We start from the raw sequence: 24,322 nt of genomic DNA, 5'->3' as shown, positions 1-24,322 counted from the left end.
CCGGCGCGCGGTGATCCCCGATGCGGCGCGGAAGTATCGATACCATGACGGCATGTCCGGTCGTCCTGCGAAGAACCGCGGCTCCGCCGCACCCACCGTGCAGGACGTGGCTGCCGCCGCCGGCGTCTCGCCGATGACGGTCTCGCGCGTGCTCAGCGGCGGTCCGAATGTGCGGCCCGAAAAGGTGCAGGCCGTGCTCGACGCGGTCGCCGCCCTCGGCTACCGCCGCAACGAGAACGCCCGCAGCCTTCGACCGGGGCAGCGCACCGGCCTCATCGGCGTGATCATCACCAACGTCGCGAACCCCTACTACGCGCAGGTGCAGCTCGGCGTCGAGGAGATCGTCACGACCGACGGCATGCTGCTGCTCGTCGGCAACAGCGGTGAAGATATCGAGCGCGAACGCGCCCTGGTGAACGACTTCATCGGCCGCAAGGTCGATGGACTCATCGTCGTGCCGGCCGGCGGCGACGTGACACATCTGCGCACGGCGGTCGCGACCGGCATCCCGCTGGCTCTCGCCTCTCGTCAGGTCGACGGGGTCACGGCCGACGTCGTGCTCGTCGACGACGAGAACGGCGCACGCGACGGCACCGCCGCGCTGCTCGCGCAGGGTCACCGCCGCATCGCGTTCCTCGGCAACCGGGCCTCGGTGTTCACGAGTCGCCGGCGACGCAGCGGATTCGAGAGGGCGCACGAAGAGGCCGGTGTCGCGATCGATCCCGACCTCGTGCGCGCCGGCCAAAACGATGACGCCGCTGCGCACGACGTCATGGTCGAGCTCCTGTCGAGCGACGACCCGCCCACAGCCGTCTTCAGCGCCAACAACCGCAACACCATCGGCGCGCTGCGCGCTCTTGCCGAGCATCCGCAGCGCGCAGAGGGCATGCGCATCGTCGCTTTCGACGACTTCGAGCTGTCGAGTCTGGTGCCGTTCGACCTCTCGGTCATCGAGCACGATCCGCGGGAGTTGGGGCGCACAGCGGCGCGCATGATGATGCAGCGCCTTGCGGCCCCCGAGAGCGAGCCCCAGCTCGTCGAGCTTCCAACGCGCTTCCGCGAGTGAAGGAGCGATGGATGCTTTTCCCGTCGTCGTCCTGTACGTTGATAACGATATCAGCACGGGTCGCTCCTGCGTCCCCGCGCTGATATCCGGAATGAAAGGCTGCAGCGATGCCCCACCCCTCTGCTCGCGCCGGAGAACGTGCGTCCTCCTACGACCGCCGTCCGACGATCGACCTCCCCCCGGGCGAGGCCATCCGCCGGGGCGATCGCGTCTGGCGCACCCTCCGCGAGGCGGCGACGGCCGCGGGCGACCGGGCCCTGATCGCGATCGACGCGTACCCGGGCACCGACCTCGCCGCTCTCGCCGCCGAGATCCGCGACGGACTGCCCGGGTTCGACATCGTCGACGCGGAGTCGGCGGCGCTGCCGGCATCCGAGCTGGCGGAGAGGTTCGCGCAGAACCTGACCGACGACCGCGTGTTCGGGGTCATGTCGCACTCGACGATCGACGCCTTCTACGACTCCGCCGAGCGCACCGCACTGCGCAGCCGCATCGAGGAGCGAACGACGCCGACCGTGCTGGTGGGTTGGGGCGCGGCGACGCTCGCCCGCCCCGACGTGATGGTGCTGGCCGAGATGGCGCGGTGGGAGATCCAGCTGCGCTACCGCCGCGGCATGCCGAACTGGCACGCCGAGAACGACGATGAGGACCCGCTGCGCAAGATCAAGCGCGGGTTCTTCCTTGAGTGGCGCGCAGCCGACCGGCACAAACGTCCGCTGTTCGACCTCGCCGACTTCGTGCTCGACGTGAACCGCATCGGCGCGTCGACGCTCATCACGGGCGACGCTTTCCGCGGGGCGCTGGCCACGGCATCCCACCGCCCGTTCCGCGTCGTGCCGTACTTCGACCCCGGCGTCTGGGGCGGACAGTGGATGAAGCAGGTGTGCGGGCTCGACGCGTCCGAAGCGAACTACGCCTGGTCGTTCGACGGGGTTCCCGAAGAGAACAGCCTGCTGCTGACCGATGGCGACGGCGTGTTCCAGATCCCCTCGATCGACCTCGTGTTCTCGCACCCGCGCGACCTGCTCGGCGAGCGCACGTTCGCCCGCTTCGGCGCCGAGTTCCCCATCCGCTTCGACCTGCTCGACACGATGGGCGGCGGCAACCTCTCGCTGCAGGTGCATCCGCTGACCGACTACATCCGCGACCGGTTCGGCATGGCCTACACGCAGGACGAGAGCTACTACCTGTTGGATGCCGACGACGACGCCGTCGTGTACCTCGGGCTCAAGACCGGGGTCGACCGCGAGAAGCTCGGCGCCGATCTCGCGCGTGCGCAGGCCGGAGAGATCTCGTTCCCCGCCGGGGACTACGTCAACACCTACCCGGCGAAGAAGCACGACCACTTCTCGATCCCCGCCGGCACGGTGCACTGCTCGGGTGCGAACTCGATGGTGCTCGAGATCTCGGCCACGCCCTACATCTTCACCTTCAAGATGTGGGACTGGGACCGCGTGGGTCTCGACGGCGTGCCGCGGCCCATCCACCTCGACCACGCGCTCGCGAACATCCAGTGGGAGCGCGACACCGAGTGGACGGACGAGAACCTCATCGACCAGATCGCCCCGGTCGCCGAGGGCGACGGGTGGCGCGAGGAGCGCACGGGCCTGCACGACCTCGAGTTCATCGACGTGCGCCGCCACTGGTTCACGGATGCCGTGCCGCACGACACGCAGGGCACGGTCAATGTGTTGAACCTCGTAGGGGGTTCCGAGGCGATCGTGGAATCGCCCACCGGAGCCTTCGATCCGTTCGTCGTGCACTACGCCGAGACGTTCATCATCCCGGCCGCGGTCGGGGCGTACTCGATCCGTCCGCACGGCGCTGGAATCGGTGCGGAGTGCGCGACCGTGAAGGCGTCGGTGCGGGGCACGGCCGTCTGAGCGGTCGGCCCCGGAGGGGTTGACGCCGCTTCGCCCGTCGGTCAGGCTGGACTCGTTGATAACGATATCAACCCTGAAGACAGGATGAACGATGACGTCGACCACTTCCCCTCATACCCGTGCGGCCCGCGGTGGCGCGATCGCTCTCGCCACGGTCGCGGTGCTCGTCGCCACGGCGGCAGCGCCCGCGCAGGCCGCACCCCCCTCGACCGCCGACACGTGGTCCGACCGCGCTGTCGTCAGCTACGACGCGCTGCAGGACCACCTCTATCTCGGCGCCGCGGGTCACCAGCTGTACAAGCTCAACACCGGCGAGGAGGTGAACCCGTACTCGCACCTCTGGGAGTACCGCGAGGCCAGCCAGGCGACCGCCGACATGCAGGGGATGCCGGGCATCGGCGCCGCATACGCCAACGTCACCCGGCAGCGCATCGCCAACTTCGAGCTCTACTACAACGTGCGCGAGGGCGGCCGTGCCGGGTACGAGTCGTACCTGCCCGCCCCGCTCGGCGCCGGAGGCGACGTCTTCTACGACGACAACTCGATCATCGGCCTCACCGACGTGCGGCAGTACCGCAAGACGGGCGATCCCGCCTACCTCGACAAGGCCGAGCACGCCTTCTCGATCGTCGTGCGGGGCTGGAACACCGACACCGCGCTGGCCTGCCCCGGGGGCATGGACTGGATCGACCGACCGGACAACGCCGACCGCGGCGCGAACATCACCGGCCTCGCCGCCCAGCTCGCGGCGCACCTCTACGAGCAGACCGGCCAGCCGGACTATCTCATTTGGAGCAAGAGGCTCTACAACTGGAACAACAAGTGCCTGAAGACCTCGGCAGGGCTCTATGCGAACAGCATCAACGATGCGGGCGAGGTGAACCCCACCCTCTGGACATACAACTCGGGGTCGATGATCGCGACCGCGACCATCCTCTACCGGGCCACCGGAGAGGCGAAGTACCTCTCCCAGGCCGAGGCGGCAGCACGGGGCTCGCTGAAGTACTGGACCGCCGAGAACCGCCTGCAGCAGCAGCCGGCGATCTTCAACGCGTTCTACTTCCGCGACCTGTTCCTGCTCGACTCGGTCAGCCATGACCCGGCGTACCGCGCGGCCGCCGAGCAGTACGCGCAGCTGGTGTGGGACACGAACCGCGATCCGGCGACCGGACTGTTCCACTTCCAGCCGTCGGGCGGCGGCGACTACGACCCGAACCGCCCTGCGGCGACGCTCGACCAGTCCGGCATGATCCAGATCTTCGCGATCCTCGCCTGGGACCGCGGTGCTCTCGGCAACGTGAGCTAGGGGGAGGGGGCAGCGGGGCGAGGCGCCGCGCGGGAAGGACCGCGCTTCGACTCGCTCCGCTCGCTCAACGACCCGGGGGCTGCGCTCGATCAACGACCCGGGTGGGGGACTCCGCTCGCTCAACGCCCCGCGGGAGGGGGTCCGCGCGCTCAACGACCCGAGAGGAACTCCCCGGCCGTTGAGCGAGGAGCGAAGCACCGAGACGAAACGTCGTGAGCCGTTCTACGAAACTCACCGCGTTTCGTCACTTCGACTCGCTCCGCTCGCTCAGTACGGCGCTCGCCCCGCTCGCTCCACGACCCCGGAGGGGCCGGCGCGGGGGCCGGACTCAGCGGGCGGTCGGGGGCACTGCCGAGATGAGACCGAGGGCGACGCTGATGCGGTCGGCCGACTCGACGACGTCCTCCTGCAGCCGGTCGAGCCCGTGGTCGCGCATCATCGTGAGCCGACCCGACAGCGAGATGGCGCCGACGGCGCCGCCGCTCGCGTCGCGGATCGGCGCGGCGACGCACAGCCGACCGAGCGCCAACTCCTGGTCTTCGGTCGCGTACCCGTCGCGGGCGACCCGATCGAGTTCCGCGTCGAGGGAGTCGTGGTCGCCGATCGTGTTCACGGTGTACTTCGGCAGATCGTCGCCGAGCAGGTCGCGTCGCTCCGGCGCCGTGAGGCCGAGCAGCAGGCACTTGCCCAGCGCCGAGGCGTGCAGTGGCTGCCCGAGTCCGACCATGGTGTGCGATTTGCGGGCGAGCTCACCCTCGGCGTGCGACAGATACACGGCCTTGTCGCCGACGCGCACGGCGACGTTCGCGCTGAAGCCGGTGCGCTGCGCGAGCTCCTGTACCGGCGTGCGGCTCTCGCGGTGGATCGGGTACTGGTTGAGCCCGCGACTGGCGAGCGACATCACGGCCGCCCCGATCGCGTACCCGTTGTCGACCTTCGAGACGTAGCCGAGCTCTTCGAGAGTGGTCAGCATGCGGGCGATCGTCGACGCACCGAGGCCGGTGGCGCGCGAGATGTCCGACGCACGGGGCGGCCCGCCCGTCGCACTCGCGATCGCCTCGAGCACCGCCGCCGCCCGGCCGATTCCCTGCTGCACCTCTGCCGCCATGACCCCAGTCTCCCCTACGACCGCGCCTCACCAGGGAAGTGCGACATCGCGCCCGCTCTGCTCGGCGTACACCCGCACGCTGCTGAGCGTCACGTACGCGTACCCGTTGGTGCGGCGCACCCGTACCCGCACTGCCTCGATCCGCTGACGCGCGAAATCGTGGATGCGGTGACGGTGCCGATTGTCGGTGACGTCGGCGACTGTCTGCCACGCCCCGTCGACCTGCACCTGCACCTCGTAGTCGGCGACCAGCTCGGGGATCACGGTGAACTCGGTGCGGTGGTGGTGGAGGTTGATGAGGTCCTCGTCGACGTCGTCGTTCCACACGAGACGGACGGATGCCGCGGCCACCGGCTCCGGCCAGCGCAGCTCGATCCACTCCGGCGAGGCGGCGAGCGCCTCGGCATCCATCCGCTCCGACGACCACATGCGCGGCCCGCCGTATGGGCGGTTGCTGCCGTCGACGACCTTGTCCGCCGCCCACGCGCGCGTCTCCCCGACGGCGCGGAGCGAGAGGCTGCGGCGACGCAGCATCCGGGCGTTCCAGTCGGTCACGAGCTGGTGGTCGGCGTCGGGGATGTGGTCGTCGAACGCCTCATCGTCGGCGCGCTTCGCGCCCATCGTGAGCACCCCGTACGGACGCTCGTCGGTGAGCACCAGGGAGACGTGCGGGTCGGCGCGCACGATCACGACCGCGTTGGCGGCGACGTCGGGCTGCCACGAGAGCGGCGCCGAGACGGAGTCGGCGCCGGCGGCGACCGTGACCTCGACCTCGGCGATCCGCTCGACGGGCACGGCGTTCTGCGGCTTGCCCGTGTTCCAGAGCTCGATGCGCAGCATCGTGTCCGCCGTCGCGACGATGTCGAGCTCGACACCGTCGATCCGCGGGTCGACCGGGATCATCACGGCGATGTCGCGGTCGAGCGGCAGGGATTCGCGCGTGCGATGAGCCCTGGTCGACACCTCCGAGAGCACGCTGGACGCTGTCACCGTCGCGCTCGCGGCGAGGTCGTCGGCGTCGGCGGCCGAGATGCCGAAGACCGGGGCGTCCTCGCGCAGCAGCGCCGCCTGCAGCACACCCCGGTGCGACCCGGCGAGGTCGCGCGGCGCGAGGCCGTCGCGGGCGAGCAGCGCGGCTGCCGTGCCGACGGCCTGCCCCTGCGTGGCGCACGTGGCCATGACGCGGGTCGAGCCGAACGCGATGTGCGACGCCGAGATGTTGCGGCCGGCGAAGAGGAGGTTCGAGACGTCGCGCGAATAGAGGCTGCGGAACGGTATCTGGTAGATGCCGTCGCTGTAGCGCTGCAACGCTCCGGCCTTCTCGGCGTAGACGCCCTCGACGGGATGGAGGTCGATCGACCAGCCGCCGAACGCGACGGCGTCGTCGAACGACGTCTGCTCCAGCACGTCGTGCTGCGTCATCGTGTAGTCGCCGATGAACCGCCGGTACTCGCGCTTGCCGGGGATCGCTCCGACCCATTCCAGGGTGAGCCGGTCGGCGTCGAACTCGCCGGAGTTCTTGATGTAGTCCCAGATGCCGTAGACGATCGACCACAGCTCGTCGCGGATCTGCTCGTTCGATGAGACGGTGTCGAGGTGCCCTCCCCATTCGATCCACCAGTAGTCGCACCCGTTGTCGCCGGTGCGGATGATGCGGTTGCGCACGATCGGCGTCTCGCGGATGTCCTTCGCGATCAGCGGGGGCACGAAGCGCTCGGGCCTGCCTGCGTCCTTCGTGTAGAAGAAGAGGGAACTGCCGAGCAGTTCGTCGTCGGCGGCATCCGGAGCCCAGGGCTCGTCGAACTCGGCCTTCGACTCGCGCCCGATGCGGTAGCCAGCGCCCGCCAGGTGGCCGATGAGCCCGTCGCCCGAGCAGTCGAGGAAGACCGGGGCCTCGAACACCGTCTCGATCTCGCTGCCCATGGTCCACCCGACCACGGCGGCGATGCGCGGCGCCTCGCCGGGCGCGGTGTCGTGCATGCGCACCTCGCGGACGTCGGTGTTGAGGTGCAGCGAGATGTTCGGCTCCGAGCGCACGGCGTCGAGCAGCACCTGGTCCCAGTAGTAGGGGTTGCCCTCGGGGTTGCGGTACTGGTTCTCGAGCACGAGCTCGCCGACGATGCCCGTCTCGCGAGCGAACCGCTGCGTGCCGTGCGCCGTCGCGCCGACGACCCACACCCGCACCTCGCTCGAGGAGTTGCCTCCGAGCACCGGCCGGTTCTGGATCAGCGCGACGCGCGATCCCATCCGCGCCGCGGCGATCGCCGCGCAGGTGCCGGCGAGTCCTCCGCCGACGACCACTACGTCCACCTGGCTCCGCGCCTTGATCATCGGACCTCCTCGTCACCATCTGGCTGCACCAGATTACCGTTCACAGGTTGCACATTACCACTCAGCGGTAGTAACTTCTCATCAGACGCTACGCTTGTGGTGTCCCCACCACCTCTACTCAAGGACGCGTAATGGGTATCACTGACACCGCCGACGGCGTCGGCACCGCGGTTCTCTCCGACGACGAGCGCCGCCGGCGCATGCGCAAGGTCATCACGGCAGCCGGCGTCGGCCACTTCGTCGAATGGTTCGACTTCGGCCTCTACGGCACTCTCGCCACGGTCATCGCGATGCACTTCTTCCAGACCGGCGACCCGCAGGCCGCACTGCTGTCGTCGTTCGGCGTCTTCGCCGCCGGCTTCATCATGCGCCCGATCGGCGGCCTGTTCTTCGGCTCCATGGGCGATCGCATCGGCCGCCGCACCACGCTCGGCCTCGTGATCATGGTCACCTCGGGGGCCACGTTCGTGATGGGCATCCTGCCCACGTACGACGCGATCGGCCTCGTCGCGCCGATCCTGCTCGTGATCGTGCGCCTGGTGCAGGGCTTCGCGGCCGGTGGGGAGAGCAGTGGTGCCACCACGCTGCTCGCCGAGTACGCGCCCAGCAACCGCCGCGGCTTCGTGTCGAGCTTCGTCGACGTGTTCGGCTTCGCGGCCTTCGTCGCGGGCTCCGGGCTGGTCCTCCTCTTCACCGCGACCCTCGGCTCGGACGCCCTGAACGACTGGGGCTGGCGGGCGATGTTCGCCCTCGCGCTTCCCCTCGGCGTCGCCGGCCTGTACCTGCGGCTCAAGCTCGAGGACACCCCGGAGTTTCAGAAGATCAAGGAGAAGGGCGAGGTGACGGCCAAGCCGCTGCGCACCTCGATCTCGCGCTGGTGGAAGGCTCTGCTCTTCTGCGTCGGCTTCGTCGTGCTCAAGGCCGTCGGTCACTGGATCCTGCAGACCTTCATGCCCTCGTACCTGCAGACCGACCTGAAGTTCGACCAGCAGACGGCCTACGCGGTGACGACCATCGGCCTCGCAGCGATCATGATCCTCGTGCCGTTCTTCGGCCTGCTGAGCGACCGCATCGGCCGCAAGCCCGTCATGATCATCGGCGCCGCCGGATTCATCGTGCTCACCTACCCCACGCTCATGCTCATGGGGTCGGGCGCGTTCCTCGCCGCCGTGCTCGCCATGATCATCCTCGGCATCTTCATGGCCGCCTACGACGGAGCGATGAGCGCCGCCATGGCCGAGTTGTTCCCCACGAACATCCGCTACGGCTCGATGGCGATCGCGTACAACATCTCCGTCGCCGCGTTCGGCGGCATCACGCCCTGGTTCTCGCAGAGTCTCATCACCTGGACGGGCAACACCTACGCCCCGGCCTTCTACGTGATGGGGGCCGCCGTCATCACCCTCATCGTCGTGATCGGGGCCCGCGAGACCGCGAAGAGCCCGCTGATCGAGAAGGGCTGAGCGCATGCGCATCGTCGTCACCGGAGCATCGGGGCGCGTCGGATCGACCGTCGCCGCGCAGCTCGTCGAACGCCGCCACCAGGTGATCGGCCTCGACCGGGTCGCCCCGGCCGAGCCGATCCCCGGCGTGGAGCACATCGTCAGCGACCTGACGGAGCTGACCCCGCACGACCCGAGACTGGCGGATGCCGACGCCGTCGCCCATCTCGGCGCCTTCATGTCGTGGAAGGATGCCGACGCCGAGGCGGTCCACGAGGCCAACGTCACCGGAACGGTCGCCCTCGTGCGCGCGCTGACCGGGTCGTCGGTGCGACGGTTCGTGCTCGCGAGCACCGGCGAGGTCTACCCCGAGAACGCGCCGCAGTACCAGCCCGTCGACGAGCAGCATCCGCGCCTTCCACGCACCTGGTACGGACTCAGCAAGGTGCTGGCCGAGGAGACGGTCGCGTTCGCCGGCCGCACCCTGGACTGGGACACCGTGGTGCTGCGGTTCTCGCACACCCAGCATCCGGCCGAGCTGCTCGATCCGGCGTCGTTCTTCTCCGGGCCCCGGTTCTTCGCGAAGGCCCGGTTCGCGAAGGAGGATGCCGCGGGCAACGCCTCCGTCGCCGACCAGCTGCGCGGCTTCGCCGACGACGACGCCGACACGGTGATCGTGGCGCAGCGGGCAGACGGCACCCCGACGACCATGGGTATCATGGCCGCTCCCGACCTCGCGCGGGGCGTCGTGCTCGCGCTCGAGGGCGACACCTCCGGGCACGAGGTCATCGGGCTGGGTCCCGACTCCTCGACCGACCTCGGCTCGTTCGCCGCGCGCCTCGCGGAGGCCGCCGGGCTGCCGACGACGCCGTTGACCCTGCCCGACACCGCGCCGTCGTACACGACGAGCAACGCGAGGGCGCGGGAGCTGCTGGGGTTCCGGCCCGAGTACGACGAGGAGCGCATGATCGAGGCCGCCGTCGCGGCGCGACGCGAGCGGCTGGCCGCGTCTCGGGGGTAGCGGGGCGGGGTGAGCGCGTCAGCGCAGTGCGCGGACGGCATCCCCCATCGCGGCGAGCGCATCCGCGAGGATCGGCCGCGGCGTCGCGAACACCACCCGCACGAAGCCCTCGTACCCGTGACCCAGCAGCGCACCGTCGGTGAGCACGACCCCGGCCTGCTCGCGGAAGAACTGCGCGGGCGAGCCCTGGATGCCGACGGCGCTCGTATCGATCCAGCCGATGTAGGTGGCCTCTGGTTCGCGGTACACCGCGCCGGGCAGCTGCTCGGCGACGAGTTCGCCGAGCGTGCGCCGCGAGTCGGAGAGGTACGCGAGCACTCCCTCGAGCCAGGGCCGGCCCGACCGGTAGGCCGCGGTCGAGGCGACCACCCCGAGCGTCGACGCCCCGTGCTGCACCGAGAATCCGAACCGGCGGTACTGCTCCTGGTCGATGTCGTTCGACAGCACGAGCTGGGCGGCCTTGAGCCCGGGGATGTTCCACGCCTTCGACGCACTCGTCCCCGTCACGGTGTGTGCGGCCGTGGCCTCCGACAGCGATGCGTAGGGAATGAAGGGTCGCTCGTCGAAGCGCAGCGGCGCGTGGATCTCGTCGGCGAACACCCGCCCACCATGCCGCTCGACGATCTCTGCGATCGCCTCGAGCTCGGCGCGTTCGATCACCGTGCCGGTCGGGTTGTGCGGGTTGCACAGCACGAGCGTGCGCGCGCCGGCGGCGAACGCCGCGTCGATGCGGTCGAGATCGTGGTGCCAGCGGCCGTCGACCTCGACGCCGGGCACCTCGATCACGGAGTGACCGATCGAGGGCAGGTAAGTGAGGAACGGCATGTACGCGGGCGTCGGCACGATGACCGGCGACCCGGCCGGCGCGTACTCCTCCACGGCCACCCGCAGCGCTGCCATCACGTCCGACACCGGATGCACTCGCTCCGGATCGACGGTCCAGCCGTACTCGTCGCGCATCCACTCGGCGGTGGCGGCGCCGAGGTCGGCGGCGAGCGGCGGAGACAGATATCCGAGCGTCTCCTCGTCGATCGCACGGTGCATCGCCGCAGCGATCTCCGGTGCCACACCGAAGTCCATCTCGGCGACCCAGGCGCCGATGCTGCCGGGATGCAGGCTCCACTTGCGACTCTCAGGACGATCGAGGTCGAATCGCGTCCTGGCGTCGAACGGGTGAGAGCGGCGAGGTGCGGCGTCGGTCATATCGTTCGGCTCTCAGCGGCCGCGCCGACATCGCTGATCGGCGCTCGCGGGGCGGATGGCTGACACGGTCACTCCTTCGACGGAGCCCCCAGCCTACGGACGGGCCCGATCGGCGCGCATCTCCTGTGACGACGCATGACGACGCCCCGACCTCAGTTCATACGCTCGCGCGGGTGGAACTGGTGCAGCCCTCCGGTGTCGGACGGCCCCTCCTCGGTGCGGATGTTGTGCGCGACCTGTCGTGCGGTCGCCGCTCCGCGGCCGACCCGCTCGGCTTCCTCCCGCGTCTCGAAGCTGTTCCCCAGGGTGCGCGATTCGCCCTCGATGCGGTTGAACCAGATGCCGTCGCGCTGGAATGTCTCGATGTCGCCTGCAGCCATGGGGTGTCCTCTCCGTCCCTCCATTTCTACGCGAGGCCTCCGAAAGGGACGCAGGGGCTTGACAGGATCCGCGCTTCCCCACGAAGAGGCGAATGGGATCCCATCCAGACAACGCGCCCCACGTCAAGGGCGATGACTCCTCGATCTGCTCCGCATACGTTCATCTCATGCCCGACCCGACTGCCCGCGTGCGGAGTGCGCGATGAGCCTCGAGGTGATGTCTCCCACCGAGGCGCTGCTCGACGGCCGCTACGTGCTCACCGAGCGCGTCGGTCGCGGCGGCATGGCCACCGTGTACCGCGCCGACGACACCCATCTCGGGCGCACCGTCGCGATCAAGATGATCCACGAAGACGACGGTGCCGCGATGTCGGCCGAGCGGGCGCACAACGAGAAGGCGCTGCTCGCGGCCGTCGATCACCGCTGCCTCGTCACCCTCTACGACGCACAGCTCATCCCCGGTCGCCCGCGCTACCTGGTGATGGAGTTCGTCGAAGGACCCACTCTTGCCCGCCGCATGGGAACCGGGCCGATGCGTCCGCGACAGGTCGCGCGCGTCGCCCGCGACATCGCCGAGGCGCTGTCGATCGTGCACGCCGCCGGCATCGTGCACCGCGACGTGAAGCCGTCGAACGTGCTGCTCGCCCGCAACCCGGGCGGCGGACCGTGGACGGCGAAGCTCGCCGACTTCGGCATCGCCTGCACGGTGGGCAGCCCCCGTCTGACATCGCCCGGCATCGTGCTGGGCACCCTCACGTACATGTCGCCGGAGCAGTTGCGCGACGCCGAACCCGGCACCGAGGTCGACATCTTCTCGCTCGGGCTCATGCTCATCGAGGCGCTCACCGGCATGCCCGGGTACCCCGTCACGAGCAACGGGCGCGGAGCCGCCGTCGCCCGCCTGATGAACGCACCGACGATCCCCGACAGCGTGACCGACGAGTGGCGCGGCCTTCTCGAACGCATGACGAGCCTCGAGCCGGCGGAGCGGCCGACGGCCCGCGACGTCGCTCGCGCTGCGCGCGCACTGATGCGCGGCGAGGCTCCGACGGCGGTCGAGCCGGTCGCCGCGGAGACGGATGCCGCAGCCGCAGCCGCCTCCTCGGCCGCTCCCGCCACGGCCGCTGCCAGTGGCGCTCCCGCCGCAGCTGCCGGGCCCGCCCTCGCTGCCGCGCCCGCCGGCTCGGCCGATGCACGCACCGACCGCACCGCTGTGCTCGCCCCCTCCGACCCCGTGCGCCGGCGCCGCAACCCCCGTGCGCTCATCGGCATCGCCGCCGCAGCCGGAGTCGTCGTCGCAGGAGCCCTCGTCACCGGCCTCGTGGCCGCCAACCCCGCGGTCGCGGAGGGAGGGCGCCTCGCAGCATCCTTCGCCGAGCGCACCGTGATCGCTCCCGACGACGCGGGCGAGAACCCGGTCGAGGTCGTCGTGAGCGAGCCGACGGATCAGCAGCCGATCGTGAACGAGCCCGCCCTGAGCGAACCGGCCGTGAACGAGCCCGCCGTGACCGAACCGACGAAGAGCGACAACGCGAACAAGGGCCCCGGCAACAACAGCGGCAACAAGGGGAACGACAACAAGAACAAGGGCCCCGGCAACAACAACGGGAACAAGCCCGACCGCGACGAGGACTGACCCCGGCGAACCGTCGGACCCCCCGTTCGGTGACACGTTCAGCAACGACGCACACAGAACCACCCCGTTCGGTCGGCACCTTGCGTCGTAATCCGCGACGAATTCCCGCGCCAGGTGCCAACCTAAGGCGCGATGATCAGGCGGCGCGCACGTCGAGCACCCAGGTCACGCCGAACCGGTCGGTGAGCATCCCGAATCCGGCGGACCACGCCGACGCGGCGAGCGGCTCGACGACGGCAGCACCGTCGGCGAGCGCGTCCCAGTAGCCCCGCAGCTCGTCGAGCGAACCGGCCTGAAGCGACTGGAAGAACGTGCGGTCGGTGATCGTGGTCCCGTTCTCGCGGCGGGTCGTGCCGGCGGTGGCCGCGGCATCCGCGTCGTCGTGACCCGGGACGTCGTACGCCATCAGGCGGATGCCGTCGGGGCTCACGATCTGCCCGAAGACGACCTTGTCGGCACCGGGCACGCCGGCGGGCATGCCGAAGTCGCCGTAGGTCGCGATGGTGACCTCTCCGCCGAAGACCGACTGATAGAACTCGAGCGCCTGCCGAGCAGTACCGCGGAAGTTGAGGTGGGTGGTGGTGGTGATCGTCATGTCATTCTCCTGATGTCATGCGGCGGTGCTGCCGCTGACATCGACGATCCCAGGCGAAGAGGTCAGATCCGGTCCTCTACTCCGACGTCCATCCGCGGAGAAAGGAGAGCACCTTCGCATCGGGCATCTCGCACGATCGCAGCTCGTCGCCCGCCCGGGTGCGGTACACGTTGGCGCTCACGAGGTCGGTCCCGCCCAGCTCTGCGGCGGTGATCGTGACGACGCGCCCGTCGACGCGGTTCGTGCGCGACAGGCCGTACGTCCGCCCCTCGTAGGTCGCGCGCGTCCAGCCGTCGGGAACACGGTCGACCAGCCCGGTCAGGTCGGCGAGCCCGTCATCATCGTGTCGATCCATCAGCGGTCAGGATACGTCCTCTTCTCGCGAGACAATCCCGGTATGACCGGAAGCTCCGCGCGTATGCTCGCCCTGCTGTCGCTGCTGCAGAATCCCCGCGACTGGCCGGGACGGGTGCTCGCCGAGCGGCTCGACGTCACTCCGCGCACCGTGCGGCGCGATGTCGAGCGCCTGCGCGAGCTCGGCTACCGGATCGGCGCGACCAAGGGTCCGGACGGCGGCTACCGGCTCGCGGCGGGGTCGGAGTTGCCGCCGCTGCTGTTCGACGACGACCAGGCCGTCGCGATCGCCGTCGCCCTGCAGAGCGTGCCGTCGAGCGGTGTCGACGTCGAAGAGGCCGCGACCCGGGCGCTCGCCACGGTTCGGCAGGTCATGCCCTCGCGACTGCGGCATCGCGTCGACGGCATCCGCTTCACGCGCGTCGAGAACGAGACGCGAGTCGACCCGGCGGTCCTCGAGGCGGTGAGCGCCGCCGTCCGAGAGCGGCGGATGCTGCGCTTCGACTACGGCGCACCTGCCGACCGGCCGGCCCGGCGGAGCGAACCGCACGCCATCGTCGCGCGGGAGGGGCGGTGGTACCTGATCGCCTGGGACGTGGATGCCGACGACTGGCGCACCTTCCGGCTCGATCGGCTGCGTCCGCGCATCCCGACCGGTCCGTCGTTCACGCCGCGCGCTCTGCCCGCCGCGGATGCCGCGACCTATCTGGCCGCCCGGTCGAAGGGGTCGGTATCGGAGGACCGGTGGCCCTGTATCGGCGAGGTGGTGATGCACCTGCCCGCGCGGCAGATCGCCCCGTTCCTCGGCGACGGCACGCTCGAGGAGATCGACGCCGAATCCTGCCGGATGTCGCTCGGCTCCTGGTCGTGGGTGGGCGTGCTGGCCGCGGTCGCGCGGTTCGATGCGCCGTTCGAGATCGTCGGGCCGGAGGAGCTGCGGACGGCGGCCGGGGTGCTGGCGGGGCGACTCGCCGCCGCGGGCGACTCCTCGGCCTGACACGCGGTGTCCCGGGCGCGGTCTCGCCGCGGAATCCGGCCCCGACCTCCCCGGTAGACTGGAGACGCCCCGCCGGCCCCTTCCTTTGGAGTGCGCGTGACCACCGCTTCTGCACCTTCCCCCCAGCACGTCCCCGACTCCGTCGAGAACGCGATCGCGACGCCCGAGAAGGAGCAGCCCTACGGCGCCCTGGGCCTCAAGGACGACGAGTACGCCCGCATCAAGGAGATCCTCGGCCGCCGCCCCACCTCGGGTGAGCTGGCGATGTACTCCGTGATGTGGTCGGAGCACTGCTCCTACAAGTCGTCGAAGAACTACCTGCGCCGCTTCGGCCAGAAGGTCTCGGACGAGATGAAGGAACGCCTCATGGTGGGCATGGGCCAGAACGCGGGCGTCATCGACGTCGGCGAGGGCTGGGCCGTCACGTTCAAGGCAGAGTCGCACAACCACCCGTCCTTCATCGAGCCTTTCCAGGGTGCGGCGACCGGCGTCGGCGGCATCGTCCGCGACATCATCTCGATGGGCGCCCGCCCCGTCGCGGTCATGGACGCGTTGCGCTTCGGCGCGATCGACCACCCCGACACCGCCCGCGTGGTGCACGGCGTGACCAGCGGCATCAGCTTCTACGGCAACTGCCTGGGCCTCCCGAACATCGGCGGCGAGACGGTCTTCGACTCCGTCTACCAGGCCAACCCGCTCGTGAACGCGCTCGCGGTCGGCGTGCTCCGTCACGAAGACCTCAAGCTCGCGAACGCCACGGGTGTCGGCAACAAGGTCGTGCTCTTCGGCGCCCGCACGGGTGGGGACGGCATCGGCGGTGCCAGCATCCTGGCCTCCGACTCGTTCGACGAGACCGGTCCGACGAAGCGCCCCGCCGTGCAGGTGGGCGACCCGTTCGCCGAGAAGGTGCTCATCGAGTGCTGCCTCGAGCTGTACCGCGGTGAGCTCGTCGAGGCCATTCAGGATCTCGGCGCCGCCGGCATCTCCTGCGCGACCTCCGAGCTCGCGGCCAACGGCGACAGCGGCATGAAGGTGTCGCTCGACAATGTCCTGCTGCGCGATCCTTCGCTCACGGCCGAGGAGATCCTCATGTCGGAGTCGCAGGAGCGCATGATGGCGATCGTCGCGCCCGAGAAGCTCGACGCCTTCCTCGAGGTCGTCGGCAAGTGGGAGGTCGAGACCTCCGTGCTCGGCGAGGTGACCGGCGACGGCCGCCTCATCATCGACTGGCAGGGCGAGCGCATCGTCGACGTCGACCCCTCGACCGTCGCGGTCGACGGCCCGGTCTACGACCGCCCCGTCGCGTACCCGACGTGGATCGACGCACTCCAGGCGGATGCCGCCGAGAACCTGCCTCGCTCGAACGACCCGGCCGAGCTGCGCGAGCAGTTCCTCTCGCTCGTCGCGAGCCCCAACCTCGCCGACACCCGCTGGATCACCAACCAGTACGACTACTACGTGCTCGGCAACACGGCCCTCTCGTTCCCCGACGACGCCGGCATGATCCGCGTCGACGAGGAGTCGGGCCTCGGCTTCGCGATCTCGACCGACGCCAACGGCCGCTACTGCCAGCTCGACCCGTACGCCGGTGCGCAACTCGCGCTCGCCGAGGCGTACCGCAACGTCGCCGTCACGGGCGCCGTGCCGACCGCGATCACCGACTGCCTGAACTTCGGATCCCCCGAGAACCCCGAGGTCATGTGGCAGTTCGGCCAGACTGTCGACGGCCTCGCAGACGGTTGCTACGAGCTCGGCACCCCGGTCACCGGCGGCAACGTGTCGTTCTACAACCAGACCGGCGACGTGCCGATCCACCCGACCCCGCTCGTCGGCGTGCTCGGCATCATCGACGACGTCTCGCGCCGCATCCCGTCGGGGTGGCAGGACGAGGGTCAGAACATCTACCTGCTCGGCACGACCTCGACCGAGCTCTCGGGGTCGGCGTGGGCCGAGACCGTGCACCAGCACCTCGGCGGACTGCCCCCGAAGGTCGACCTCGCGGGCGAGAAGCGCCTCGCCGGGTTGCTGGCGGCCGCCCGCGACGAGTGGCTGATCTCGTCGGCGCACGACGTGTCGGAGGGCGGCCTCACCCAGGCCCTCGCCGAAGGAGTCTCACGCTTCGGGGTCGGCGCGCGCGTCTGGCTGAACGAGATCATCGAGCGCGATGGGGTGGATGCCGCAACGGCGCTGTTCTCGGAGTCGACCGGTCGCGTGATCGTGACCGTGCCCCGCGAGGACGACGTGAAGTTCCGCGGACTGTGCGAGGGTCGCAACTACCCCGTCGCCCGCATCGGCGTGACCGACAGCCACGACGCGCAGCTCGAGGTGCAGGACGTCTTCACGGTGTCGATCGCCGAGATCCGCGAGCGCTCGCAGGCCACGCTGCCCGCCGCCTTCGGTCCGACCGTCGCGGAGCCGGTCAGCGCATGAGCGAACTGAGCCGCTCCGACGACGACTACGGCGACCTCGGGGAGCGACGCAACCGTCGCATCCGCGTGGTCGCGTGGGTCGTGATCGTGGCGTTGCTGCTCGGCGGTGGCGGCGCGACCGTGATCACGCTGATCCTGGGCTGAGAGAAGTCGGCCGGCTCCCGTCGAGTCCGGACCCGAAGAAGAAGTGAGGGGTGACCGCCGAGCGGTCACCCCTCTCCGGTGTCGAGGGGAGGTCTCTTCACCGGTGCGGACTCGGTCCCGAAACCGAGCCCGCTGTCGACCGGCCCGACGGGGAGCGGGGTCGACGGCCGAGACCCGATGAGGGATCGGTCTCGGCGATCGGCAGGACGCCTGGATCGCTCCTGGGTCGTCCTGAGTCTCGATGGTCAGCGCGCCGCGGCGCTCGCTCGCAAGAGGTCACGGATCTCGACGAGGAGCTCCGTCTCGGTCGGCGCGACGACCTCGACGACGGCGGGCCGGCGCGCGGCCTGGCGCGCTTTCCAGTGGTTCATCGGCAGCACGAAGACGAAGTAGACGACGAGGGCGACCGCGAGGAACGCGATCACCGCCGACAGCAGGTCGCCGAGCGGGAAGGTGACCTCGTGTCCGTAGATGTTCGTGAGGGTCGGTCCGAAGCGTCCGGTGGCATCCGCTTCGAAGAACAGGCCGACGAGCGGGGTGATGATGCTCGCCACCACGGCGTTGACGATCGCCGTGAAGGCGGTGCCGATGACGACCGCGACCGCGAGGTCGATGACGTTTCCGTGCGCGATGAAGTCTCTGAAACCTTTGATCATGTGTGTCCCCCGTGCGAACCTCGGTCGGGCCGATTCCGCATATTCCGATGCGGGTGCGATCCCGCGATGCCATTCCCGATGATGCACGAATGGGTCACAGGTTTTCAACCGCATTACACATTAACTTTGCGACCCCGATCATGTGAACAGCAGTGTGCTAATGTCCCAGTGCTGACACCTCGGGGCACGATTCCGGGGGGAATCGTGGTCAGTGACTTCTGCAGGGGTGCAGGGAGGGGAGCGATGTCTCGCGACGTCGCTCCCCTCCCATCTCTCTCGCGTATCCGTGCGGTTTCGCGCCATCCGGAGGGAATGCGTCATCCCCGCCTGCCGGACACCGATGACCTGGACCGGAGGTCGCGGGACGACCGGCGCGAACGCAGGCTGCGGTGAATCATTTCGCACGATGACGGAATTTGCATTCTGGAATATCGCACCAGGGGTGAGAAAACGGAGGGACCACTTCGCGCCGGCGGGTCACGCACGCCCTGCAAGCGCCGAGGCGGCGGCATCCATTTGCGGCGGATAACCGTCTTCGTTGATTTGATATTCCGGAATGCAATTCAGCGCGAGAAGAGGAACCGAGTCAATTGCACCACCGAGGCGGTGTCGTGCTGCTCCCGAGCGAGCGCCTCCACGACGATGGCGCCGAGGATCGCCCTGCCGATCTGCTCGACCGGTGCGTCGGCGCTGAGCTGTCCGTCGCGGATTCCTCCGCGCAGTCGCTCCGCGAGGTACTTCTCGACCCCGAGACTCTCCCCCAGATGTGCGCCGACACCGGCATCCTCCGTCGCTGCCGCGACGAGCGACCGCAGCAGCGCGCCGCCCTCCGGTGCATCGAGGATCGACAGCACGCTGCGCAGCCAGGTCTCGACGTCGGCCGCCAGGTCGCCGGAGTCCGGCACCACGAAGTCGACGGGGATCAGCCGCCCCTCGGCGAGACACTCGCCGATGAGCGCGCCGCGGGACGGCCACCATCGATAGATCGTCTGCTTGCCGACACCGGCCTCCTTGGCGATCCCCTCGATCGTCAACCGGTCATAGCCCTTGTTGTGGAACAGGCGGGCCGTCGCGTCGAGGATCGCCTCGCGGGCAGCCGTGCTGCGCACGGGCCCGCTCCGATGCTCGTTCACCACGTGTTCAGGATAACCACAGAACGCTAGACGATACGCACCGTATGATCTACGAGACTAAGGAGATCGCGTTGGCTTCACTGCTGTTCCGTCTGGGTTCGTTCGCCGCACGTCGCGCCTGGGCGGTGGTGATCTCCTGGCTCGTGATCCTCGGCATCGGCGTCGGCGCGTTCCTCGGTCTCGGCGGCACGCTGAGCAACAGCTTCGACATCCCCGGCACCGCCTCCGGCGCGGTGACCGATCAGCTGGCCGACAAGCTTCCCGACACCGCGGGCGGCACCGGCACGGTCGTGTACCGCACCACCGACGGTTCCGCGTTCACCGACGAGCAGAAGTCCGCGATCTCCGCTCTCGCAGCGAGCGCGGAGGACCTCGACGGGGTCGCGTCCGTCATCGACCCCTTCGCCACACAGCAGGAGCAGGCCGACCAGGCCGCGCAGCTCGCCGACGGCGAGAAGCAGATCGCTGACGGCCGCACCCAGCTCGACGCCGGGCAGACGCAGCTCGACGCCGGCCGTACCCAGCTGGACGCCGGCCTGCAGCAGCTCACGGCCGCGCGCGCCCAGGCCGAGGCCGGCGGGGCACCCGCCGCACAGCTCGCAGCCCTCGACGCACAGCTCGCCGGCCTGAACGCGCAGCTCGCCGAGGTCGAGGCGCAGCAGAAGACGCTCGACGAGTCGCGCACCGAACTCGAGGCCAATGAGGAGCAGGTCGCTCTCGGATCGACGCTCCTCGATCTCGCGAACGGCATCGGCGTGGTGTCGGACGACGGCTCGACCGCCATCGTCAACGTCTCATTCGAGGACCCGCGTCTGGAACTCTCCGAAGAGGTCAAGCAGGGCACCATCGAGCACTTCGAGTCGTCGCCGGTCGCCGGTGTCGAGGTCGACTTCGGCACCGACATCGCCCAGGGCGTGCCTGAGATCTTCGGCATCGGCGAAGCGGTCGGCCTCGCCATCGCCGCCATCGTCCTCATCGTCATGCTCGGGTCGCTGCTCGCGGCATCCTTCCCCATCATCACGGCGATCATCGGCGTCGGCGTCGGCGTCACGGCATCCCTCTCGTTCTCCGGTGTCGTGGACATGGCGTCGGTCACTCCGGTGCTCGGGGTCATGCTGGGGCTCGCCGTCGGCATCGACTACTCGCTGTTCATCGTCAACCGGCACCGCAAGCAGCTGCTCGCAGGGTCGCCCGTGCGGGAGTCGATCGGCCTCGCCACCGGCACCTCGGGCACCGCCGTCGTCTTCGCCGGCTCGACCGTCATCGTCGCGCTCCTCGCCCTCAACGTCACCGGTGTACCGTTCCTCGGGCTCATGGGAACCGTCGGCGCCGTGTGCGTCGCGGTCGCCGTGCTCGTCGCCATCACGCTGACCCCCGCGCTGCTTGGTCTCGCGGGCATGCGTCTGCTCGGTCGCAAGGCGCGCGCGACGATCGGCCAGCCGCATGCGGCGGGCAAGCCGGTCACGCGCATGTCGACGCTCCGCGCGATCGTCACGGTGCTCGTCAGCGTCATCGCCTTGCTCGTGGTCGCCATCCCGGCGATGTCGATGCGCCTCGGTCTGCCCGACGGGTCGAGCGAACCCGCCGACTCCACCAGTTACCGGGCCTTCCAGACCGTCGACGACCAGTTCGGCGAGGGTGCCAACGGCCCGCTGCTCGTGACAGCGACGCTCGACGACGCGGTCAGCGACGACGACCTGCTCGCCACGCAGGTCGAGATCGCGCAGAAGCTCGCCGACCAGGACGACGTGACGGCCGTCGCGCCGATCGCGGCATCCGACGACAACACCCTGCTCGCGTTCCAGGTGCTGCCGGCGGAGGGCCCGAACAGCACGTCGACCGAGAAGCTCGTGCAGGACATCCGTTCGCTGCCGTCGAACGACGGGATCACGCTCGGCGTCGCCGGTCAGGCCGCGATCAACATCGACATCTCCGAGGCGCTGGCCGGCGTGCTGCCGATCTACCTCGTGGTGGTCGTCGGGCTCTCGCTGCTCATCATGATCGTCGTGTTCCGGTCGCTGCTCGTGCCGCTCATCGCGACCGGCGGGTTCGTGCTGTCGCTCTTCGCGACCTACGGCCTGATCGTCGCGGTGTTCCAGTTCGGCTGGGGTGCCGAGCTCATCGGGCTGCACAACACGGGTCCGATCCTCAGCTTCCTGCCGGTCATCCTCGTCGGCATCCTGTTCGGGCTCGCCATGGACTATCAGCTGTTCCTCGCCTCCGGCATGCGCGAGGCATACGTGCACGGGGCATCGGCCCGGGATGCCGTGGCGCAGGGCTTCCGCGCCGGACGATCGGTGGTCATCGCCGCCGCGCTCATCATGGTGTCGGTGTTCGGCGGATTCATCTTCTCGGAGTCGACCATCATCCGCTCGATCGGGTTCGGGCTCGCGTTCGGCGTGCTGCTCGACGCGTTCGTCGTGCGGATGCTGCTCATGCCGGCGCTCATGCACCTGCTCGGACGCTCGGCGTGGTGGCTGCCGCGATGGCTCGACCGCATCCTGCCCAACGTCGACATGGAGGGCGCCGGGCTCGAGCGCGACCACCCCTCGGTGCACGTCGACTCGGAGGGCGTTGCGGAGCCGGAGGGTGCGGCTTCGCCCGCGCCCGGGACGCGGCGGGCTCGGCGTGAACGGGGCGAGCGGGGCTGACCTGCGGGCCCGCATCGGGACCTGGCGGGTCGAGAACCCGCAGGCCCGGCTGATCCCGGCGTACGGGTGGGGTCGGGCATGCCGGCGGGCTCGCTCGTCGCCGCCGGCGGGCTGGACGAATCCCGGATGGCGGGACGGATGCCGCGATGCGGGCGGCCATCCGGGGAATCATCAGCCGGATGGACCTATGCGGCCGGGTGCGGTGTCGGGTGTCGGGTGTCGGGTGTCGGGTGTCGGTGGGGCGGCGTAGGGTGTGCGGATGACCGATGCCCGTGAGGTGCTCGACCGACTGCGCGCCGACGCGGTCGCCCGCATGGAGTCGACGCGAGTGACGCTCGACGAACTCACGCACGACCGAGAAGGCTCGAACGACGATGACGAGCACGACCCCGAAGGCGTGACGCTGTCGTCGGAGTGGTCGAGGCTGACCGGGCTCGCCGAGGCCGCGGCATCCGAGCTCCGTCAGGTCGACGATGCGATCGCGCGTCTGGATGCCGGGGCGTACGGTGTCTGCGCGAACTGCGGCCGGCCCATACCCGCCGGACGACTCGAGGTGCGACCCTTCGCCACGCACTGCGTCGCCTGCGCCGAGAAGCTCGGGCGATAGGGGTTCTGCGGAGGGAACTGCGTTTCGCCTCGCTCCGCTCGCTCAGCGACCCGCGGGAGAGCTACGGGTCGTTGAGCGAGGAGCGGGGGAGAGAAACCCCGTGTCGTCCCGCGGGAAAGGATCCGGCCGTTGAGCGAGGAGCGCAGCGACGAGACGAAACGCGGCGAGGGATGCCGCGGGCCGAACCACGTTTCGTCTCGCTCCGCTCGCTCAACGACCGGGGAAGAGGGCTGCGTCGCTCAGCGTCCGAGAGCGACGGCCTCGGCGATCGCGCGACCGAGGTCGACCGTCGTGGCGGTGCCGCCGAGGTCGGGGGTGAAGGGCGCAGCATCCGCTCCCCGGGCGAGCACGTCCTCGATGCCGGCGAGCACTGCGGCGCCGGCATCCGCGTGGCCGAGGTGTTCGAGCATCATCGCGCCGCACCAGATCTGACCGATCGGGTTCGCGATGCCGCGGCCGGCGATGTCGGGCGCTGACCCGTGCACGGGCTCGAACAGGCTCGGGAACACCCCCTCCGGGTTGATGTTCGCGCTGGGGGCGATGCCGATCGTGCCGGTGCACGCGGGTCCGAGGTCCGACAGGATGTCGCCGAACAGGTTGCTGGCCACGACCACGTCGAACCAATCGGGATGCAGCACGAAGTTCGCGGTGAGGATGTCGATGTGGAACTGGTCCCGCGTCACATCGGGGTAGTCGGCGCCCACCGCGGCGACCCGCTCGTCCCAGTACGGCATCGAGATCGAGATGCCGTTGCTCTTGGTCGCCGACGTGAGGTGTCCGCTGCGGCGCGCCGCCAGGTCGTACGCGTAGCGCAGCACCCGGTCGACGCCGGTGCGGGTCATGACGGTCTCCTGCAGCACGAACTCGCGCTCGGTGCCCTCGAACATGCGGCCGCCGATCGACGAGTACTCGCCCTCGGTGTTCTCGCGCACGACGTAGAAGTCGATGTCGCCCGGCTCGCGCCCGGCCAGCGGTGAGACGACACCGGGCATGAGCCGGCACGGTCGCAGGTTCACGTACTGGTCGAATGCTCGGCGGAACTGGATGAGACTCCCCCACAGACTCACGTGGTCGGGTACGACCTCGGGCCAGCCCACCGCTCCGAAGTAGATGGCGTCGAATCCGCGGAGCGTCTCGAACCAGTCGTCCGGCAGCATCTTCCCGTGCCGCTGCCAGTACCCGGCGCTCGCGAAGTCGAACTCCTCGAACTCCAGGGCGATGTCGAAGCGGGATGCCGCGGCGCGCAGCGCCCTCAGCCCCTCGGGCATCACCTCGGTGCCGATGCCGTCACCGGCGATGACGGCGATGCGGTGCGTGGTGGTCATGAGGATCCTTTCGGAGGGGTGGCGGCTTTCGAATCGCCTGATGTGCAGAATCTCG

Annotated in this window: 20 protein-coding genes; 11 read left to right on the top strand and 9 right to left on the bottom strand. The window is 69.5% G+C overall.

The window, feature by feature from the left end; translation table 11 throughout:
- The first annotated feature begins 52 nt into the window (after positions 1-52).
- The 3 genes from FSY98_RS08960 (at position 53) to FSY98_RS08950 (ending at position 4,255) form a co-directional block, all read left to right on the top strand.
- A complete protein-coding gene (locus FSY98_RS08960; protein WP_144875884.1) occupies positions 53-1,066 on the top strand; it encodes a LacI family DNA-binding transcriptional regulator in 1,014 nt (337 codons plus the stop codon).
- A 107-nt stretch (positions 1,067-1,173) separates the two neighbouring features.
- A complete protein-coding gene (locus FSY98_RS08955; protein WP_144875882.1) occupies positions 1,174-2,949 on the top strand; it encodes a class I mannose-6-phosphate isomerase in 1,776 nt (591 codons plus the stop codon).
- 91 nt (positions 2,950-3,040) lie between these two features.
- Positions 3,041-4,255, top strand: a complete 1,215-nt coding sequence (locus tag FSY98_RS08950; protein WP_144875881.1) for a glycoside hydrolase family 76 protein — start codon at positions 3,041-3,043, stop codon at positions 4,253-4,255.
- A 328-nt stretch (positions 4,256-4,583) separates the two neighbouring features.
- Here FSY98_RS08950 and FSY98_RS08945 read toward each other — a convergent pair whose 3' ends face one another.
- The gene (locus tag FSY98_RS08945; protein WP_144875879.1) at positions 4,584-5,363 is read right to left on the bottom strand and encodes an IclR family transcriptional regulator; all 780 of its coding nucleotides are present in this window, start codon (positions 5,361-5,363) and stop codon (positions 4,584-4,586) included.
- A 27-nt stretch (positions 5,364-5,390) separates the two neighbouring features.
- On the bottom strand, positions 5,391-7,694 hold the full coding sequence (locus FSY98_RS08940; protein WP_144875877.1) for an FAD-dependent oxidoreductase: 2,304 nt from the start codon (positions 7,692-7,694) through the stop codon (positions 5,391-5,393).
- Positions 7,695-7,825: 131 nt separating this feature from the next.
- On the opposite strand from FSY98_RS08940, the gene FSY98_RS08935 reads away from it, so the two are divergent.
- Both FSY98_RS08935 and FSY98_RS08930 read left to right on the top strand, forming a co-directional pair.
- Positions 7,826-9,157: an MFS transporter gene (locus FSY98_RS08935; RefSeq protein ID WP_144875875.1), complete on the top strand. Its 1,332-nt coding sequence runs from the start codon at positions 7,826-7,828 to the stop codon at positions 9,155-9,157.
- Positions 9,158-9,161: 4 nt separating this feature from the next.
- Positions 9,162-10,157, top strand: a complete 996-nt coding sequence (locus FSY98_RS08930; protein WP_144875873.1) for an NAD(P)-dependent oxidoreductase — start codon at positions 9,162-9,164, stop codon at positions 10,155-10,157.
- A gap of 18 nt (positions 10,158-10,175) precedes the next feature.
- On the opposite strand, the gene FSY98_RS08925 is transcribed toward FSY98_RS08930, so the two are convergent.
- Both FSY98_RS08925 and FSY98_RS08920 read right to left on the bottom strand, forming a co-directional pair.
- Complete coding sequence (locus FSY98_RS08925; RefSeq protein WP_144875871.1) at positions 10,176-11,360, bottom strand: MalY/PatB family protein; 1,185 nt, start codon at positions 11,358-11,360, stop codon at positions 10,176-10,178.
- 152 nt (positions 11,361-11,512) lie between these two features.
- Complete coding sequence (locus FSY98_RS08920) at positions 11,513-11,740, bottom strand: DUF2188 domain-containing protein (protein ID WP_144875870.1); 228 nt, start codon at positions 11,738-11,740, stop codon at positions 11,513-11,515.
- 202 nt (positions 11,741-11,942) lie between these two features.
- Between FSY98_RS08920 and FSY98_RS08915 the strand changes: the two genes are divergently transcribed.
- A complete protein-coding gene (locus FSY98_RS08915; protein ID WP_144875868.1) occupies positions 11,943-13,376 on the top strand; it encodes a serine/threonine-protein kinase in 1,434 nt (477 codons plus the stop codon).
- Between the two features lie 136 nt (positions 13,377-13,512).
- Here FSY98_RS08915 and FSY98_RS08910 read toward each other — a convergent pair whose 3' ends face one another.
- Together FSY98_RS08910 and FSY98_RS08905 are read right to left on the bottom strand one after the other, a co-directional pair.
- A complete protein-coding gene (locus FSY98_RS08910) occupies positions 13,513-13,971 on the bottom strand; it encodes a VOC family protein (protein WP_144875867.1) in 459 nt (152 codons plus the stop codon).
- Positions 13,972-14,047: 76 nt separating this feature from the next.
- Positions 14,048-14,326: a peptide methionine sulfoxide reductase gene (locus FSY98_RS08905; RefSeq protein ID WP_260857334.1), complete on the bottom strand. Its 279-nt coding sequence runs from the start codon at positions 14,324-14,326 to the stop codon at positions 14,048-14,050.
- A 42-nt stretch (positions 14,327-14,368) separates the two neighbouring features.
- Here FSY98_RS08905 and FSY98_RS08900 point away from each other — a divergent pair, with 42 nt between their 5' ends.
- The 3 genes from FSY98_RS08900 (at position 14,369) to FSY98_RS16685 (ending at position 17,895) form a co-directional block, all read left to right on the top strand.
- On the top strand, positions 14,369-15,322 hold the full coding sequence (locus FSY98_RS08900; protein ID WP_144875865.1) for a YafY family protein: 954 nt from the start codon (positions 14,369-14,371) through the stop codon (positions 15,320-15,322).
- 96 nt (positions 15,323-15,418) lie between these two features.
- Positions 15,419-17,752 carry a phosphoribosylformylglycinamidine synthase subunit PurL gene (gene purL / locus FSY98_RS08895; protein ID WP_144875863.1) on the top strand — a complete coding sequence of 778 codons (2,334 nt, stop codon included), beginning with the start codon at positions 15,419-15,421 and terminating at the stop codon, positions 17,750-17,752.
- Positions 17,749-17,895, top strand: coding sequence for a hypothetical protein (locus FSY98_RS16685; RefSeq protein ID WP_186307594.1), 147 nt, complete (start codon positions 17,749-17,751; stop codon positions 17,893-17,895). Before purL ends, FSY98_RS16685 begins: the two co-directional genes overlap by 4 nt.
- Positions 17,896-18,140: 245 nt before the next feature.
- On the opposite strand, the gene mscL is transcribed toward FSY98_RS16685, so the two are convergent.
- Complete coding sequence (gene mscL / locus FSY98_RS08890; RefSeq protein ID WP_144875861.1) at positions 18,141-18,551, bottom strand: large conductance mechanosensitive channel protein MscL; 411 nt, start codon at positions 18,549-18,551, stop codon at positions 18,141-18,143.
- 563 nt (positions 18,552-19,114) lie between these two features.
- Positions 19,115-19,687 carry a TetR/AcrR family transcriptional regulator gene (locus FSY98_RS08885; RefSeq protein ID WP_144875859.1) on the bottom strand — a complete coding sequence of 191 codons (573 nt, stop codon included), beginning with the start codon at positions 19,685-19,687 and terminating at the stop codon, positions 19,115-19,117.
- A 68-nt stretch (positions 19,688-19,755) separates the two neighbouring features.
- On the opposite strand from FSY98_RS08885, the gene FSY98_RS08880 reads away from it, so the two are divergent.
- Positions 19,756-22,335: an MMPL family transporter gene (locus tag FSY98_RS08880; RefSeq protein WP_144875857.1), complete on the top strand. Its 2,580-nt coding sequence runs from the start codon at positions 19,756-19,758 to the stop codon at positions 22,333-22,335.
- A 259-nt stretch (positions 22,336-22,594) separates the two neighbouring features.
- Positions 22,595-22,942 carry a TraR/DksA C4-type zinc finger protein gene (locus FSY98_RS08875; RefSeq protein WP_144875855.1) on the top strand — a complete coding sequence of 116 codons (348 nt, stop codon included), beginning with the start codon at positions 22,595-22,597 and terminating at the stop codon, positions 22,940-22,942.
- A 239-nt stretch (positions 22,943-23,181) separates the two neighbouring features.
- Here FSY98_RS08875 and FSY98_RS08870 read toward each other — a convergent pair whose 3' ends face one another.
- The gene (locus tag FSY98_RS08870) at positions 23,182-24,267 is read right to left on the bottom strand and encodes a tartrate dehydrogenase (RefSeq protein WP_144875853.1); all 1,086 of its coding nucleotides are present in this window, start codon (positions 24,265-24,267) and stop codon (positions 23,182-23,184) included.
- Positions 24,268-24,322: the final 55 nt, after the last annotated feature.

Origin of the sequence: Microbacterium sp. 1.5R (assembly GCF_007667425.1) — a bacterium.
Classification (GTDB): domain Bacteria; phylum Actinomycetota; class Actinomycetes; order Actinomycetales; family Microbacteriaceae; genus Microbacterium.
This window is presented reverse-complemented; position numbering and strand designations above follow the sequence as displayed.